The organism is Nitrosopumilus sp. Nsub (assembly GCF_001541925.1).
Classification (GTDB): Archaea; Thermoproteota; Nitrososphaeria; order Nitrososphaerales; family Nitrosopumilaceae; genus Nitrosopumilus.
The window spans coordinates 1-13,798 of the sequence record NZ_LQMW01000020.1 but is presented as its reverse complement, the minus strand read 5'-3'; the positions used below and the strand labels follow the sequence as shown (position 1 = coordinate 13,798).

The following is a 13,798-nucleotide window of genomic DNA, read 5'->3' as shown; positions in this document are numbered from 1 at the left end:
ATTTTGTCATGATGATGTGTGGGAATTATTAGACTATATGGTGTGGTGTGATCACTTTGAACAATACTGTTTTGTGTACCATCTGATCATTTCACACAAACAGAATCTTACATACTGCAACCACTCTCATAACATCAGAGAAGAAAAACACTGTCGCCTCAAATCAACTCCGATTGAGTTTGCCTTAAGTGTAAAAATGGTACCTTGAAAGAGAGGTATCAAACTCTCTATTTTTGAATTTTATAAAATGCATAGTGTATTTTGAAATATTAACTAACACTAGCTGTTTTCAGATTTGGAGATGGTATGTGTTGCTTGGAAAGCACGTTTTGTTTTGTCCAGGTCTCAGAGTTTTCTTGCATTTACAACAACTTTCAAACCAACAAAGTTGCAATTGTGGAAAATCTCAAAAGGACCTAAATGTATCAAAAAACCAACTGCAAACCACGTGCTTTTGGGCTATTTTAGTACAGGCACGATACAAAAAATGCGTAATTTTAGCTAAAAACCGCCTTAAAACCACCTTAAATCAAAATCAGACATGGTACCAAACCAAAGCAAATTTGTGCCTAATTTAGATAAAAATCACACGTCACTTTTCAAAACCGCCTAAAAGCCAAAATTGGTTAGCTAACAAATGTATCAAAAAGCCAAAAAAGGTCATAAAACCAAAAGCAAACCAAAAACCATTTTTTAGAGGTATGATGGATTTTAGTAAGAATAATTCATAAAGTACAAAATTATCATCAAAGTAAGAAAATGACTGCCATAGCAACTTTGGGATCTCACTGCTCTTTACAGGTTTTAAAGGGTGCAAAAGATGAGGGATTAAAAACAATTCTAGTTTGTGAAAAAAAACGTGAAAAACTATACCGCAGATTTCCATTCATTGATGAGTTAATTATCGTAGATTCCTTCAAAGAAGTACTTGATCAAAAATGTCAAAAAACACTTGAAGACAACAATGCAGTACTGATTCCTCACGGAACCCTAATTGCACAAATGAGTTCTGAAGAGATTGAATCCATTAAAACGCCAATGTTTGGAAACAAATGGATTTTACGTTGGGAGTCAGACAGGGAGATGAAAGAAAAACTCATGAGAGAAGCAAAACTCCCAATGCCAAAACCAGTTACAACTCCAGATGAAATTGAAAAATTAGTTATTGTAAAAAGACAGGGGGCAGCTGGAGGCAAAGGATACTTCATGGCAGCCAATGGCGAGGATTACACTACAAAAAGAAATCAACTAATTTCAGAAGGAATCATATCCAAAGACGAAACACTGTACATTCAAGAATATGCTGCAGGAGTTTTGGCATACTTGCAGTTCTTTTACTCACCGTTATCAGGAGAATTGGAGTTCTTTGGAGTTGACCAAAGACACGAGTCAGACATTGAGGGGCTGGGAAGAATTCCTGCACAACAACAAATGAAATCAAACAAGGTCCCATCCTTTAACGTAATTGGAAATAGTCCGCTGGTGTTGCGAGAATCCTTACTTGATGAGGTGTATACAATGGGTGAGAATTTTGTAGAGGCAGCCAAGAGAATAGTATCTCCTGGAATGAATGGCCCATTTTGTATTGAAGGAGTATATGATGAGAATGCAAAATTTACTTCATTTGAATTTTCAGCAAGAATCGTTGCAGGCACCAACATCTACATGGATGGCTCTCCGTACTACTCACTGCTCTTTAATGAAAACATGAGTATGGGCAAAAGAATTGCAAGAGAAGTAAAGACTGCAACAGAGTCCAATCAACTAGATAAAATTACAACTTGAAACTAAAATGGCACTAAAAGACAAAATTAACAAAATTTCTGCAGCTGGATTGATTTCATCTGCTGCAATCATGGCATCAGGATATGTTTTAGACAATAAGGAATTGCTGGGATTTGAAAATGCAATGCTGCTTTATCTATTGTTGCCTTCGGCATTCATTTGGTTTGGTACAAGAAAGAATGGATGTGGCAGTTGCAATCAGATTCCACTTGATTCTGAAAAAAACTAATTGTTAGTTTTTGGCATTAGGATGTAAATTTAACGTAGGTTCCAAGTTTTCTAATGTAATTTCCACTTTACCAATCCTGCTTCGGTAAAGTTTGATTTTTTTCCCGTCTGGTGTAATGACATATTTATCAACTTCAGCCAATGCAAGTTCCTCCAAATTAGATAATGTTTTGTAAACTGTAGAGATTGAAATTTTTAGTTCTTCAGAAATGGTCGTCACATCTTTTGATTCATGTTTTACTGAAAATAGTACTGAGCGCGTACATACATTGCTCATAGCCTCTATGATTTTTTGAGTAATGTCAAATTCAGATAATTGAATTATGCTCTTTTTGGACACATTATTTGGTATTTGATACCAATATTAAAACCGGTTCAGGCTTTTTTATTGTAATTTCAGCATGTTTTATCCTACTTCGATAAACTTTGTATTTTCGACCTTTGTCAGATAACATCCATTTTTCAACTTCAATTAAGGTTAGTTCTTCAAGATCCGATAATTTCTTGTAAACAGAACTTAATGGAATTTTTAGCTTATCAGATAATTCAGCAGCTGTATTTCCTTTTTTTACAATAGAAAACAAAATTGCCCTTGATTCAGAATCTGCTAACGCTTCAATTACTTTTTGACTAATATCATATTTTTTCAATTGCGGTAAAGTAAGTCTTCTAGACATATTTTTTATGAAATTTCTTTTTATATAAACTGAGTATGCTGATTCTTATTCTCTAGAATAAGAATTAAGAATATTCTAATTTGGATGTTTTATCAAATTTTTTCCAAAATAATCCCAAAACAATTCCAACTGTAACCCAAAATGACGAAACGCCCAACACAGATACAAATCTAAATTCATTTACTAAATTCATTGGAGCAGTTATTTCATCAGGATTGTCTGGCATTACAGCAAATGCAATCATCATCAATCCGGCGTATCCGACAACTGCAACATATTTTTTATTATTTTGCAGTTTCTTGGATATTTTATAAAATACGACAACTCCGACGCCAGAAATAATTATGAATGAAACATACAAAATCATACGTAATACTACAGTTTCACCGTCGCCAACGGTTGGAGGATTTGCAGGATATTTCAAAAACGGAATTAAATAAAGTGTCAACCACATTAACCCCGATAGAATAATTGATTTAGAAACATCATTCTTTCCAGGCAAAGAATTTCTAGATAAAGCAAATACAATTCCAAATAACGAACCCATCGCAAGTCCCAAAATTACACCAGCTAAAACTTGTCCACTTTTTTGCCAAATTCTATAACTTTCATACTCGGCCCAAAATTCCAAAGTGTCTTCAGCCTCGCCAGAAGCAAACAAACTCTCGTTTTCAAGACCGATTGCTTGATCTAAGTAGGGTTCAACGATTGTAAAGTTAACGGTTCCATGAACCAATCCTGCTAAAGCCCCAGAAATTAAAACAATAGAGATGAATACAATAGTTTTCAACAGTATTAAGAAAATTGACTATAATTAATAGTGTAAGTTAATTCTAGAAAAAACTAATGACACGGAAATCCTGCTGCATGTCTCATATCGTGTGTAAGTTCATGAATTGTAAGATCAACAAATGCTTGTTCGCCATAAACAAGACTAAAGATATGACCTTGATCAAAACCTACAACAAACAATCCTGCTGCAAAAACTATTGCCAATGCCAATATTGCTATTTTTGGTACTGCGGATTTTGATTTGTTAATTTGTCTAACTTCAGACATCAAAAGTACATTTTGTTGAATCTATTTATGTTCTTTGAATTTCAAAAAAACACAAAAAATATGAAATTTCAATACAGATATGATCTAATCCATATTTAAGATAGAAGATATTTTTTAAAAAATAATTACTTTGGGAACTAATTGTCAGATTAATTTCTCAAAATTAGACATATTAAAAAAATATTTGATCCTAGAATTAGACGTCAATAAGATATTTAGAATATTTATCAAATCTAAGATTATGAAATATTCTTATTTTTTAATTCCCATTTTGATCGGAATAGTTGCAGGAACATTTTTGGTTCTATCTCTGCCACAAAATACAGATTCAAAAATTTTAACAATTTCAAATTTAATAGAAGGTGGCTCCCCAGTTTTAGGAGATCCTGATGCGCCAATTACAATTTTAGAGTGGGGAGATTATCAATGCACATATTGTTATAAATTTCATCAAGAGACATTAAAAGCAATTAATGAAGATTTTATTAAAAACGGAAAAGTCAAGATTGTTTTCAAAGACTTTCCATTAAATGGCCCAGACTCAAAATTAGCTGCTGAAGCAAGTTATTGTGCTAATGAACAAGAAAAATATTGGCAATATCATGATGAATTATACAAAAATTGGGGAGGTGAAAGAACTGGATGGATTACAAGAGATGCGTTAACTGACTTTGCAAAAGAAGTAAAATTAGACATAAATGAATTCAACCAGTGTTTAGATGATCACAAGTATGAAAATAAAGTAACTGAACTTTATGATTTTGGAAAAAATATTGGAATTGATGCAACACCATCATTTTTAGTATTTAATAATGAAAATATCATTAAAATCAGAGGAAATCAGCCATTAGAAGTATTTTTGAAAACATTTGATGAGTTAAGCCAATGAAAAATTATCTTAATCAGTATTGATTAATATCCGAGAATCAGGAGATTTAATGAATGGTTAAAATCAATATTGAGAAACAAGATTCAGTTAAACTCTATAGAATTAGAAAAACATTAGAAGAATTATCAAAAAAATCAGGCAGAGGTACAGAATTAATTACAGTTTACATCCCCAAGGGAAAACAACTTCATGAAATTATTGGAACTTTACAACAAGAACAAGGTACTGCAGACAACATAAAATCAGATTTAACAAGATCACATGTTGTAGATTCACTTGGAAAAGTAGTTTCAAAATTAAAAATGTACAAAAAAACACCTGAAAAAGGATTAGTGGTTTTTTGTGGAGCACTACCTGCAGAAGAAGGGGGGCCATTAGGGAGTGAAGTTGTAACTGCATGGGAAATTGAACCACCTAAAGACTTGAATCAGTACCTTTACCGTTGTGATGATCATTTTCATGTAGATATTCTAAAAGACATGCTAAAAGATGACAACCTAATAGGATTTTTGTCAATAGATGCAAAAGATGCAGGTTGGGGTTTGCTACACGGAGATAAAATTGAAGTTTTATCACAAACTGGTTCAGGTGTTGCAGGCAAACATAGGCAAGGAGGTCAATCTGCAAAAAGATTCCAAAAATTAAGAGAAATGGAATTAAGTTATTTTTATAATCGAGTTGCACAAACTACAAGAGAATACTTTATTGACATTTATCCAGTAAAGGGAATAATTATTTCTGGGCCTGGTCCAACAAAAGAGGATTTCATTAATGGAAATTATTTGGAATACAGATTACAAAACAACATCATCAATACTATTGATGCAAGTTATTCAGGAGCAGAAGGCATTAGAGAGGCATTTGCAAAGTCAGGAGATATTTTAGGTAACTTCAGATTAGTTGAAGAAAAAAAATTAATCGAAGACTTGTTTAGAGAAATCAATACCAATACAGGTAAAGGTTCATACGGTTTACAAGAAGTAATTGAATTTCTAAAAAATAATGTTGTTAAAACTTTACTAATAACAGACAATACAAATCTGCACAGAGTAGAAGCAGAATGTAAGCGTTGTAAAAAAATTCAAGAAGACATTGTTGAAAGACAACTGGTAATTCCAAAAAAAACAGAATACAAAAACAATCCATGTCCAGATTGTAAAGCAATGGATGTGGAAGTAAACGAACAAGATATTATAGATTATTTACAAATTCTTGCTGCAAAGACTGGAACTCAATTAGAAGTCATTTCAGGAAGTGCAGAGCACGGAAATATGTTGGCAAGTTTGGGAAAAATTGGAGCAATATTGAGATATAATCCAGGTCACACTAAATAATTGCAGATTTTATTTTTTCTGCTAATTCTGACAACACATCATCTGTAGGAATTTGACGTTTTGTCCAAACTGTTCCTTTTTCATTATATCTTGGAATAATGTGAATGTGTACATGCGGAATAATTTGTTTTGCAGCCTTTCCATTATTTTGTGCCAAACTAAAGGCATCAGCACCAGATCCTTGCAATACAGCTTTTGCAATTTTTGGAACTAAAGTAAAGATCTTGCCTACATCTTTGTGATCCATATCGGTAATTCTTTCATAGTGTTTTTTTGGAATAACTAGTGTATGGCCATCATCAATAGGGTATTTGTCTAAAAATACCAAATGATCTTCATCTTCATATATTATATGAGCATCACGTTTTCCGTCTAAAATATCACAGAAAATACAGGTCACATCTAGAGGCAATTTTTGATTTTATTTATTGTTTATATCGAATCTTTTATAGGGGTAAATTTTAGAGTTTGAACGGTTATGGGACGAAAAGAAAGAAGAGACCGTGAAATTAAGCGTGAGAATTATGCTACAAAACACTCTGCTGAAAAAAGAAAACATACCCTAATTGCAATTGGAGTCTTAGGAGTCATTGCAGTAATTGTCGGATATGCAGGATTTTTGTTTATGACCATGACTGTTGAAGCCCCTGGAGGTCCAGAAAATGCAGGAGCTTTAGGAAGCGACCACTCACATGCAGCAATTTTAGTAAAAATATTTGGTGATGAATTTGACTTTTCAGCACCGGCATATCAAATTAAATCTCCATGGATACACTTTGAATCTCGTGATGGTTCAACTATTCACAAACATGCAACAGGTGTTGAATTAGAGTATCTGTTTAACTCAATATCTATTGGAATAGATGATCAATGCTTTGTATTCCCAGATGGAAAATCATTTTGTACAAATGATGAATATTCATTGAAATATTTCATTAATGGTGAATCCGTCATAGACATTAGAGATTATGAAATCATGGAAGATGACAGAATCTTAATTACGTTTGGTGGCGAAACAGAAGAACAAATACAAGAATATTTGAATCAATTAGATAATCAAGAAATTATCAAATAAAATATTTTCAAAGACGACAAAATACTAGTGTTTGGATTATCAACTAAGACTTTGATTCTTCTTTTGTAGTAAATTGTGCCATTTTATCAAAGAACATGAAATAACCACATTTTGTACATTTTAACACAGTTAGTTCAGTGGTTAGAAATTCCTTATCTTCAAATTTTCCACCAAGTTTGACATTTTCCCCTGCAATCATTGCCTTGTTACTTTGACAAACTGGGCATGCAAGAGCTTTTTGTTCTACTTTTGAATCATCAGACATATTCAAAATACTAAATTTTTACAATTTAAATGATTAAATTTTAACAAATTATCTAACATTTGTGTAAAGGTGAACAACAGCTTTTACACATACTTCTCAAAGTAAATTTTTTTAGATTTTCCTCCAAAGTTTCACCTTCAGCAACTACAGCATTAGTATAGTGACCATTGTCACATTTTAATTTGTGAAGTTTAAACAACATATTATTGATAAATTTTATTTCAAATTAAGCGTTTTGATATGATAAAATATCAGAAAATAACTTGTCATGATAATAACTTGTCATGATAATTTCAATAAAGTCTAGAAAGTAGTCAAAAAATTTTCATTAACATGTTATTACTAAATTCAATAGTTTCATTTTATCCCGATATCTCATTATTTCCTTGCAAGTGCTTTTTCAATGTCTAATTGTGGAATTACCTTAATTGATACACCTGTATCTGAAATTAATCTTGTATGGTTTTCATAGACTTGTATTGTCTCTTTTGCAAATGGTTTTCGTGAATTCAGATAATGATAGTATAGTAACTTGAAGTTTGATTCAGTATTACAGCCCAAAATATTGCACAACATAAGATAGAAACTAGGCAGATTGAGGCTAAAAGAGAATGGTTATTGTGATAAAATCAAAGTTTTGCAAATTTTAGAATCTCTTTTATGCATTTTTCAGGATTTGTTTCTAATTCACTATGCCAAAATCGTAATACTGTGTATCCTAATTCTTCTAATTTGGTATTGATTTTTTTTATCACTAGCCCCTTTGTCTTTTGCTAGAAGGGGGGTTTTCTACTCTTACTTTTTCCAAATAGAAATCATTTCTTCTGATACTGCCAATTCAAAATTCCTTTTGGAAGGCAAATTCAAAACACTTCATACGGGTTATGGAAATAGAGAAAATCCGATCTTCCTGAAGACATTACTATACATTTCATAGAAATAGCAATAGTTGATGGAAAAATAATTTCAGATGTAATTGATAATCAATGAGACGAACTTAATCCAATGACTTGCAATACTGCTCAATGTTGATTCCAATTTTGAAAATTTTGTTATATAATTAATTTCATACATATGCATTCTCTAGTCTAAATCCTTTGAAAACAAGTGATCATTTTATATGATAAGTTTACAATTAACAATTATGGATAGTTGTGGATGTGATAAGCGTGGTTGTATTGACACTTCTTGTGATTGTTTAGATTCCCAAGTTTGCATGTGTGGAGAACACTGCAATTGTAATGCTAAAAGCAAGCAACTTCAGAAACTATTTGGATTGTCAAGCTGGCCATAGCATCTCAAATATACATCAGGATTTTTGTTAAGAACAGAGAATTTAGTAACTAGTTATATGACTGGTTGTTTTGATGTTTCAAATAATTAATTATTCTTGAAATAACCAAATCGCTATTGGCCTCAGAATCTGTACTTATTAACAAAAGAGTGTTATCGTTAATTCCAAAAGTATACCTGATAATTCCCTCTTGTTTTTCCATCGCATAATGAATAGGTCCGTGATTTCTTTTTTGAATTAATACTTGGTTTGAGTTTTGTTCATTTTCACTATTATCAAAATAACTTTTCAGATCTTCACTAAAATCATCTTCAATTATAAAATCATGATTGTGATAAAATCCGACAAAATCAATGTCTTCATTAATTCCCATAATCTCTGAAGATATTCCTGAACAACAACTCATTGCTTAATTATCGACAATATTGTATTTAAACTGGTACATCTATCAAATGAGCTTACATCCAAAAATTTCTACTTTATCTTTTCAATTAATTCTCTCATTTTTGGAACTCCTGTAAATGCAAGTTTATCATCAATGACTACGCCTGGAGCCACAAAAATTGGGAATTTTTCTAAAAATTTAGGATTTTTTGAAATGTCGATGAGTTCATAATCTACATCAAGTTCATCAAACATTTTTTCAATTTTGCTACAGCTTATGCACCCTTCTGAGATTAAAATTTGAATTTTCACAATTTTTTACTCTTTAATGAACTGTTTAGGATTTTGTTCAAATGCCATTTTACAAGATGCACAACAAAAATGATATACTTTACCTTCGTATTCTGATGCATCATTTTTTTCTGTAACATCCATATCACATACTGGATCTTTCATGTTAAAGGTACGTAATTCTAATTTTTAACTGTATGTTACATTTTTAAAGTTGCAACTAAATTCGATGATTGTACCAATTCTTTTTAGTTTAAAATCGCCAAGTGGTTTAAGAGTAAGAAAAGCAATTTAAAGATGGAAAAGGAAAGTATGGAAAATAAAGAAAAAACAAGAACTGTTTTGAAAATAGGAGGTATGACTTGTGCTGGATGTGTTAACACACTCCAAAACAAACTTACAAGTACAGATGGTGTACAAAATTGTGAAATTAATCTTGGTTCTGAAAAAGCAGTTTTAGAATTTGATCCTCAGATTATAGACATTTTCAAATTAGAACATGCTGTTCAAGATGCAGGATACAAAGTTGTATATGAAAAACTTACTACAGTTATTGAGGGATTAACTGACGCAAGCAATGCAGAACAACTTGAAAAAAAATTGCATTCTATTCTTGGAATAAAAAATGCCTCTGTGAATTATGGTAATGCTCAGGCTGTAATTGAATACAATTCTACTTTACTATCTCTTGCGGATATCAGAAAAATTCTCAAAGATGCAGGATATGGTATTATCAGTGAAGATATTGCATCTTCAGCCGAAGAAATTGAGGCAAAAAAAACAAAGCGATTACTTGTACTTGGAATAATTTTTAGTATTCCGATTATTTTATTTGGGCATTTTGGAGCACAATATCTTTCATTTCCTCTTTCTGGCACCTCTGAAAGTGTCTACATATCATTTGTCTGTGCAACAATAGTTCAGTTGTATGTTGGACGAAGATTCTATGTTGGTGCATTCAAAATGGCAAAAATGAAATCTGCAAACATGGATACTTTGATTGTCTTAGGAACTACTACTGCATTTCTTTTTAGTGTATACAATACATTTCCTACTATAACTTTTGAACACATACACTATGAAGCAACTGCAATGGTTATCACATTCATTTTACTTGGAAAATATCTTGAAAGTAAAACTAAAGGAAAAGCAGCATCCACCATCAAAAAACTCCTAGAACTACAACCAAAAATAGCAATTGTTAGAAAAAATGGAATTGAATCAGAAGTTCCAGTTGAATTACTAACAAAAGGTGATGTAGTATTAGTCAAACCTGGTGAAAAAATTCCTGTAGATTCCAAAGTCATTGAAGGTGTTTCTGCAGTAGATGAATCAATGGTTACGGGAGAATCTATTCCAATTACAAAAAAGATAAACGACTCTGTTATTGGTGGAACCGTTAATCAAGAAGGCTCTCTTACAATAGAGGTTACAAAAACTGGTGAGGATTCATTTCTTTCACAAGTAGTATCATTAGTTGAGGATGCAATGGGGAAAAAACCTGCATTACAACAAATAGTAGACAAAGTTGCAGGAAAATTTGCATTTGCAGTTATGGGAGTGGCACTTGTTACTTTCTTTTCATGGTTGATCTTTGGTGCCTCTGGAGAAGTCATGATGGCATTAATTCCAACTGTTGCAGTACTAGTTGTTGCATGTCCATGTGCATTAGGTTTGGCAACTCCAACTGCAATAATGGTTGGAATGGCAAAAGCTGCTCAAAACGGTGTAATCTTCAAAGGAGGTCCTGCTTTGGAATCGTTAGCTAAAATTAACACAATTGTATTTGATAAAACTGGAACTCTTACAGAAGGAAAACCAAAAGTCACTGATGTGATTACAATTAACGAAATAGACATAGTTGGAGGAAATTCTTCAAATTCAAAAAACCATCTCTTAGAAATAGTTGCAGTCGCTGAAAGAAAATCAGAGCACCCCCTTGCTCGTTCTTTGATTAATTATGTAAATGAAATTGGAATTTCATTTGGAGAGCCTTCTTTGTTTATTTCTGTTCCAGGAAAAGGTGTAAAAGTAAAATTTCAAGAACAAAAAATTCTAGTTGGCAATCAAAAAATGATGAAAAAAGAAGGATTGGATTTACAAAAAGTATCTGATAAAATTAAACAACTACAAAATCAGGGAAAAACAATCTCTCTTGTAGCAATAGAAAAAGACTTGGTAGGTCTTATTGCATTTTTAGATACCCCTAAACCTTCTGCAAAAGTTACAATCAGACACCTGAATGATAAAAATATCGAGGTAATCATGCTTACTGGTGATAACGAACTCACTGCACAAACTATTGCAAAAGAACTTGGCATAAAACGAATCCTTGCAAATCTTATGCCTTCAGATAAGGTTGAGGCCATAAGCAAACTTCAACAAGAAGGAAAAAAAGTTGCTATGGTTGGAGATGGAATTAATGATGCCCCTGCACTTTCTCAATCTGATGTGGGCATAGCAATAGGAAGTGGTACTGATGTTGCACTTGAAGCAGGAAATGTTGTTCTAGTCCGTGATAACCTAATTGATGTTTTAACTGCAATTGAAATTAGCAAGAAAACCCTTGGAAAAATAAAACAAAATCTGGTATATGCATTTGCATACAATACAGCTTTGATTCCTGTTGCAGGCATTGGACTTCTTTATCCTGCATTGGCTGCATTGGCAATGGCTGCAAGCTCTGTATCTGTAGTGTCTAGTTCATTGATGCTAAAAAGATGGAAGCCTAAATTTAATTAAAAAATAATAAAAATAAAAAAAGTAAGATTACTTTTTGTTTGCTGCACAGTTACAATCTGAACCACAGGTACATGTACCTGTTTTTTGACAGTCACAGTTTGCATCTACACAACCTTCATTATTTGATGAGCATCCACATGCCATGATATTATATTGTTTTTAGAGTATTTAAGATTGGTTGTATTTTTTAAACCACTTTCAAAAATGTACCTAATTCTTTATCAATGGTAATTTGAAAATAAATACAGAAACATGACTAACTTAGAAGAAACTTCTGTTACAAAGAAAACTTTGGTCTTTGTAATTTTTGGATTATTTTCTGTAATTTTTGTAGGCATTGTATTTTCATTTACTACTGAACTAAGTCCTGAAGCAAGTCAAAACTATACTTTTTCATCATGGTTAGTCCTTGCATATGCAGCTGGACTGTCGATGATTGTCTTGCCTTGCACTCTTCCTTTTGTATTCATGATTGTTCCAATGACTGTTGATAAAGGATTCAAAAAAGGATTATTGACTGCATCTTTATTTGGACTAGGTCTAATAACAACACTTACTCTTTACGGGGGAGGTCTTGCTTATCTTGGACAGATAACTGGACTAAGTGAACTTTCAACATGGCTGATGCTTTTTGCAGGAGTTGTAACTTATACCTATGGACTGCATAGACTTGGATTAGTAAAGATTCCAACCCCTACATACTCTGGAACTCCAGGATTTATGAAAAATCGAAGTGACTATTCAAAGACATACTTGATGGGAGTTTTGGTTGGAAATGCAGGCGTTGGTTGTACAAATCCTTTGTTTTATCTGATGTTGTTTTACATTATGGGAACAGGTGATCCTGTTGCAGGAGTTTCATTAGGATTTGTTCACGGCGTTGGTAGGGCAATTCCTTTGGTACTAGTAGCCGTTCTTGCCATAATGGGGTTTAATCCTGCAAAGGGGCTTGCTGCAAAAAGACAAAAAGTAGAAAAGGCAAGTGGAATTTTATTAATAATTATTGGTTCATTTTTAATCATAAATTCTACAAATGAGGGACAAGCTTGGTACATGAATACAGTACTACATACTGTATGGAATGACTTTGTTGATGCAACTGGAATGTCTGAGAATATGAAAATTTTTATGATGCCCGGAATTGATCATTCTAAAATGGGACACAGCAGTGTTCCAAATGATGCATTGGTAAAAATTTCATCTGAAAAAGACTGGAAGATTTACTTTTGGTGGGAACCTGGGGGAACCGTTGGTCAAAACACGGGATATGACTTTAACATGATGTTTCATGAACCAATAACTGACATTATGCAAGAAAATGTTCAGTATGATATGACCATTTATCTTAATGGTGAACTGTTGGATTCAAAACAGGGATTGGTTACTGAAACTGGTCATGTTGTACATAAAATCACATTTCCTGACAGAGGCTCTGCCAAGATTCTAATTCATAATATTGATGATAAAACCACTCAGGCAACATTTGCATTTCAAGTTACACCTACAGCACAACTAATTGAAAGGGAAGGAACTGGATCTCAATTTGCATTCCCATTAGAGATGGTTCCAGTGTTTACATCAATAATGGTGGCAGTACCAATAATTTTTTCAAAAATAAAAAATAAAAAACAACAAAAAACTATCTAATTTTTCTCTCTTACCAATAATATTGGGCATGGTGCAATTTCTGAGATTGCTCTTGCAATGCTTCCCAATGCTTGAATTTTAGTTAAACCTGTTAATCCATGACTTCCAATTATTATTAGATCATACTT

Annotated in this window: 20 protein-coding genes; 8 read left to right on the top strand and 12 right to left on the bottom strand. The window is 32.6% G+C overall.

Translation table 11 applies throughout. The annotated features are described in order from the left end of the window. Positions 1-759 precede the first annotated feature (759 nt). A complete protein-coding gene (locus AW732_RS05765) occupies positions 760-1,785 on the top strand; it encodes a formate--phosphoribosylaminoimidazolecarboxamide ligase (RefSeq protein ID WP_067959854.1) in 1,026 nt (341 codons plus the stop codon). Between the two features lie 7 nt (positions 1,786-1,792). Then, on the top strand, positions 1,793-2,014 hold the full coding sequence (locus tag AW732_RS05760; protein WP_067959852.1) for a hypothetical protein: 222 nt from the start codon (positions 1,793-1,795) through the stop codon (positions 2,012-2,014). Positions 2,015-2,017: 3 nt separating this feature from the next. Here AW732_RS05760 and AW732_RS05755 read toward each other — a convergent pair whose 3' ends face one another. From AW732_RS05755 to AW732_RS05740, 4 genes are all read right to left on the bottom strand, one after another. Then, complete coding sequence (locus AW732_RS05755; RefSeq protein WP_067959848.1) at positions 2,018-2,353, bottom strand: helix-turn-helix domain-containing protein; 336 nt, start codon at positions 2,351-2,353, stop codon at positions 2,018-2,020. A 1-nt stretch (position 2,354) separates the two neighbouring features. Continuing rightward, positions 2,355-2,690, bottom strand: a complete 336-nt coding sequence (locus AW732_RS05750; protein ID WP_067959846.1) for a winged helix-turn-helix domain-containing protein — start codon at positions 2,688-2,690, stop codon at positions 2,355-2,357. A gap of 64 nt (positions 2,691-2,754) precedes the next feature. Beyond that, positions 2,755-3,480, bottom strand: a complete 726-nt coding sequence (locus tag AW732_RS05745) for a CbtA family protein (RefSeq protein ID WP_067959843.1) — start codon at positions 3,478-3,480, stop codon at positions 2,755-2,757. Positions 3,481-3,533: 53 nt separating this feature from the next. Further along, complete coding sequence (locus AW732_RS05740; RefSeq protein WP_067959841.1) at positions 3,534-3,749, bottom strand: CbtB domain-containing protein; 216 nt, start codon at positions 3,747-3,749, stop codon at positions 3,534-3,536. Positions 3,750-3,990: 241 nt separating this feature from the next. On the opposite strand from AW732_RS05740, the gene AW732_RS05735 reads away from it, so the two are divergent. Further along, on the top strand, positions 3,991-4,638 hold the full coding sequence (locus AW732_RS05735; protein ID WP_067959837.1) for a thioredoxin domain-containing protein: 648 nt from the start codon (positions 3,991-3,993) through the stop codon (positions 4,636-4,638). 53 nt (positions 4,639-4,691) lie between these two features. Continuing rightward, entirely contained in the window at positions 4,692-5,972 is a 1,281-nt protein-coding gene (prf1, locus tag AW732_RS05730; protein WP_067959834.1) for a peptide chain release factor aRF-1, read from the top strand. On the opposite strand, the gene AW732_RS05725 is transcribed toward prf1, so the two are convergent. Beyond that, positions 5,965-6,372, bottom strand: a complete 408-nt coding sequence (locus AW732_RS05725; RefSeq protein WP_067959865.1) for an HIT domain-containing protein — start codon at positions 6,370-6,372, stop codon at positions 5,965-5,967. The genes prf1 and AW732_RS05725 overlap by 8 nt on opposite strands. A gap of 78 nt (positions 6,373-6,450) precedes the next feature. Between AW732_RS05725 and AW732_RS05720 the strand changes: the two genes are divergently transcribed. After that, the gene (locus AW732_RS05720; protein WP_067959830.1) at positions 6,451-7,047 is read left to right on the top strand and encodes a protein-disulfide isomerase; all 597 of its coding nucleotides are present in this window, start codon (positions 6,451-6,453) and stop codon (positions 7,045-7,047) included. Positions 7,048-7,090: 43 nt separating this feature from the next. Here the strand turns inward: AW732_RS05720 and AW732_RS05715 are convergent, their stop codons facing one another. The 3 genes from AW732_RS05715 to AW732_RS08435 form a co-directional block, all read right to left on the bottom strand. Beyond that, the gene (locus tag AW732_RS05715) at positions 7,091-7,312 is read right to left on the bottom strand and encodes a hypothetical protein (protein ID WP_067959827.1); all 222 of its coding nucleotides are present in this window, start codon (positions 7,310-7,312) and stop codon (positions 7,091-7,093) included. 378 nt (positions 7,313-7,690) lie between these two features. Further along, positions 7,691-7,873, bottom strand: coding sequence for a hypothetical protein (locus AW732_RS05710; protein ID WP_067959823.1), 183 nt, complete (start codon positions 7,871-7,873; stop codon positions 7,691-7,693). 68 nt (positions 7,874-7,941) lie between these two features. After that, on the bottom strand, positions 7,942-8,067 hold the full coding sequence (locus AW732_RS08435; protein WP_082697426.1) for a DUF559 domain-containing protein: 126 nt from the start codon (positions 8,065-8,067) through the stop codon (positions 7,942-7,944). 365 nt (positions 8,068-8,432) lie between these two features. On the opposite strand from AW732_RS08435, the gene AW732_RS08550 reads away from it, so the two are divergent. Further along, positions 8,433-8,606, top strand: a complete 174-nt coding sequence (locus AW732_RS08550; protein WP_156416074.1) for a hypothetical protein — start codon at positions 8,433-8,435, stop codon at positions 8,604-8,606. Positions 8,607-8,655: 49 nt separating this feature from the next. On the opposite strand, the gene AW732_RS05705 is transcribed toward AW732_RS08550, so the two are convergent. The 3 genes from AW732_RS05705 to AW732_RS08430 form a co-directional block, all read right to left on the bottom strand. Further along, positions 8,656-9,012 (bottom strand): hypothetical protein, encoded by a 357-nt coding sequence (locus tag AW732_RS05705; protein ID WP_156416073.1) that lies wholly within the window; start codon positions 9,010-9,012, stop codon positions 8,656-8,658. A 68-nt stretch (positions 9,013-9,080) separates the two neighbouring features. Next, positions 9,081-9,302: a thioredoxin family protein gene (locus AW732_RS05700; protein WP_067959818.1), complete on the bottom strand. Its 222-nt coding sequence runs from the start codon at positions 9,300-9,302 to the stop codon at positions 9,081-9,083. Positions 9,303-9,308: 6 nt separating this feature from the next. Further along, positions 9,309-9,446 (bottom strand): YHS domain-containing protein, encoded by a 138-nt coding sequence (locus tag AW732_RS08430; protein WP_082697425.1) that lies wholly within the window; start codon positions 9,444-9,446, stop codon positions 9,309-9,311. A gap of 147 nt (positions 9,447-9,593) precedes the next feature. Between AW732_RS08430 and AW732_RS05695 the strand changes: the two genes are divergently transcribed. Beyond that, positions 9,594-12,023, top strand: coding sequence for a heavy metal translocating P-type ATPase (locus AW732_RS05695; protein WP_067959862.1), 2,430 nt, complete (start codon positions 9,594-9,596; stop codon positions 12,021-12,023). Between the two features lie 252 nt (positions 12,024-12,275). Beyond that, a complete protein-coding gene (locus AW732_RS05690; protein WP_067959815.1) occupies positions 12,276-13,670 on the top strand; it encodes a cytochrome c biogenesis protein CcdA in 1,395 nt (464 codons plus the stop codon). Here AW732_RS05690 and AW732_RS08915 read toward each other — a convergent pair. Then, entirely contained in the window at positions 13,667-13,786 is a 120-nt protein-coding gene (locus AW732_RS08915; RefSeq protein ID WP_082697427.1) for a universal stress protein, read from the bottom strand. The two genes, AW732_RS05690 and AW732_RS08915, sit on opposite strands and share 4 nt — an antisense overlap. Between the last annotated feature and the right edge of the window lie 12 nt (positions 13,787-13,798).